Origin of the sequence: Bradyrhizobium yuanmingense (assembly GCF_029167105.1) — a bacterium.
Taxonomy (GTDB): domain Bacteria; phylum Pseudomonadota; class Alphaproteobacteria; order Rhizobiales; family Xanthobacteraceae; genus Bradyrhizobium; species Bradyrhizobium yuanmingense_A.
Map to the genome: position 1 here is coordinate 1 of NZ_JARFML010000126.1, position 561 is coordinate 561.

Annotated in this window: 1 protein-coding gene and 1 pseudogene; both read left to right on the forward strand. The window is 58.5% G+C overall.

Features of this window, described 5'->3' with window-relative positions; genetic code table 11:
• A pseudogene (locus tag P0R31_RS40755) lies at positions 1-187 on the forward strand (transposase); the annotation flags it as partial.
• Between the two features lie 88 nt (positions 188-275).
• Positions 276-561, forward strand: a 286-nt coding sequence (tnpA, locus tag P0R31_RS40760) for an IS66-like element accessory protein TnpA (RefSeq protein ID WP_275521252.1), incomplete at its 3' end; no start/stop codon positions are given.

Consider the following 561-nt stretch of genomic DNA (forward strand, 5'->3'; position numbering starts at 1 on the left):
CTTCACGTCATCCTCGACAATCTCAACACTCATAAAAAGAACGAGGGCTGGCTCAAGGCCCATCCCAACGTGCAATTTCATTTCACGCCGACAAGTGCGTCATGGCTCAATCAGGTCAAGTATGGTTTCGATCTTACAGGGGCAGTCGCTCAGCGGCACTTCCTTCACGAGCCTCAAGCAGCTTCAGGGTACCGCTCCGACGAGGACCGTCTTGCGTGACGGGTGGTAATTCGCGAAGCGTGTGACCTTAGGTCTAGCTTTAAGGTCATCAGGCGATGCGGGTCGAAGTTTTGGGCGGGCTCGAGCGGCGGCAGCGTTGGTCGCAGGACGACAAGGCACGGATTGTCGAGGAGACGCTGGCACCGGGCGCGAAGGTAACTGAGGTTGCGCGGCGCAACGGAGTAGCGGCCAGCCTGGTGTTTACCTGGCGTCGACAAGCACGGACATCGGAACAAGTTGCACCATCTTTTACGCCGGTGCAGATCGCCGCCGTAGCGGCCTCGGCTGAAGAAACTCCGAAGCTTTTGCCTACGGTTGATGGCCGAGTTCGCTCGGTGGCAG